At 65.7% G+C, this 1,143-nt stretch carries 1 protein-coding gene; it reads right to left on the bottom strand.

Annotated elements, in window-relative coordinates:
* Window positions 1-1,143 (bottom strand): adenosylhomocysteinase (ahcY, locus tag ACFY7C_RS37565; RefSeq protein WP_389660451.1); only part of this gene is annotated, 1,143 nt, incomplete at both ends.

The raw sequence follows: 1,143 nt of genomic DNA, 5'->3' as shown, positions 1-1,143 counted from the left end.
GATGGGGACGCCGATGTAGGTGGCTTGTTCGGGGCGGAGGGTGGTGAGTTTGACGCCGAGGGCGTCGAGGTGGAGGCGGGCGACCTTTTCGTCGAGGTGTTTGGGGAGGACGTAGACGTCGGTGGGGTACTGCTCGGGCTTGGTGTAGAGCTCGATCTGGGCGAGGGTCTGGTCGGCGAAGGAGTTGGACATGACGAAGGAGGGGTGTCCGGTGGCGTTGCCGAGGTTGAGGAGGCGGCCTTCGGACAGGACGATGACGGTTTTGCCGTCGGGGAAGGTCCAGGTGTGGACCTGGGGCTTGACCTCGTCCTTGATGATGCCGGGGATGGCGGCGAGGCCGGCCATGTCGATCTCGTTGTCGAAGTGGCCGATGTTGCCGACGATGGCCTGGTGCTTCATCTTGGCGATGTCGGACGCCATGATGATGTCCTTGTTGCCGGTGGTGGTGATGAAGATGTCGGCGGTTTCGATGACGTCGTCGAGGGTGGTGACCTGGTAGCCGTCCATGGCGGCCTGGAGGGCGCAGATGGGGTCGATCTCGGTGATGATGACGCGGGCGCCCTGGCCTCGGAGGGATTCGGCGGAGCCCTTGCCGACGTCGCCGTAGCCGCAGACGACGGCGGTCTTGCCGCCGATGAGGGTGTCGGTGGCGCGGTTGATGCCGTCGATGAGGGAGTGGCGGCAGCCGTATTTGTTGTCGAACTTGGATTTGGTGACGGCGTCGTTGACGTTGATGGCGGGGAAGAGCAGGGTGCCGTCGCGGTGCATTTCGTAGAGGCGGTGGACGCCGGTGGTGGTTTCCTCGGTGACGCCGCGGATGCCGGCGGCGAGGGTCGTCCAGTCCAGGGTGGTGTTTTCCAGGAGGGTGCGGACGACGGCGAGTTCCTCGTTGGAGGGTTCGGGCAGGCGGCCGGTCTTGTGGTATTCGACGCCCTTGTGGACGAGGAGGGTGGCGTCGCCGCCGTCGTCGAGGATCATGTTGGGGCCGTCGGCGTCGGGCCAGGTCAGGGCCTGCTCGGTGCACCACCAGTACTCTTCGAGGGTTTCGCCTTTCCAGGCGAAGACGGGGATGCCGGCGGCGGCGATCGCGGCGGCGGCGTGGTCCTGGGTGGAGTAGATGTTGCAGGACACCCAGCGGACCTG

It is taken from the genome of Streptomyces sp. NPDC012769 (assembly GCF_042901205.1).
GTDB lineage: Bacteria > Actinomycetota > Actinomycetes > Streptomycetales > Streptomycetaceae > Streptomyces.
The sequence above is the reverse complement of the archived record's forward strand: the minus strand, read 5'-3'. Positions and strand labels throughout refer to the sequence as shown.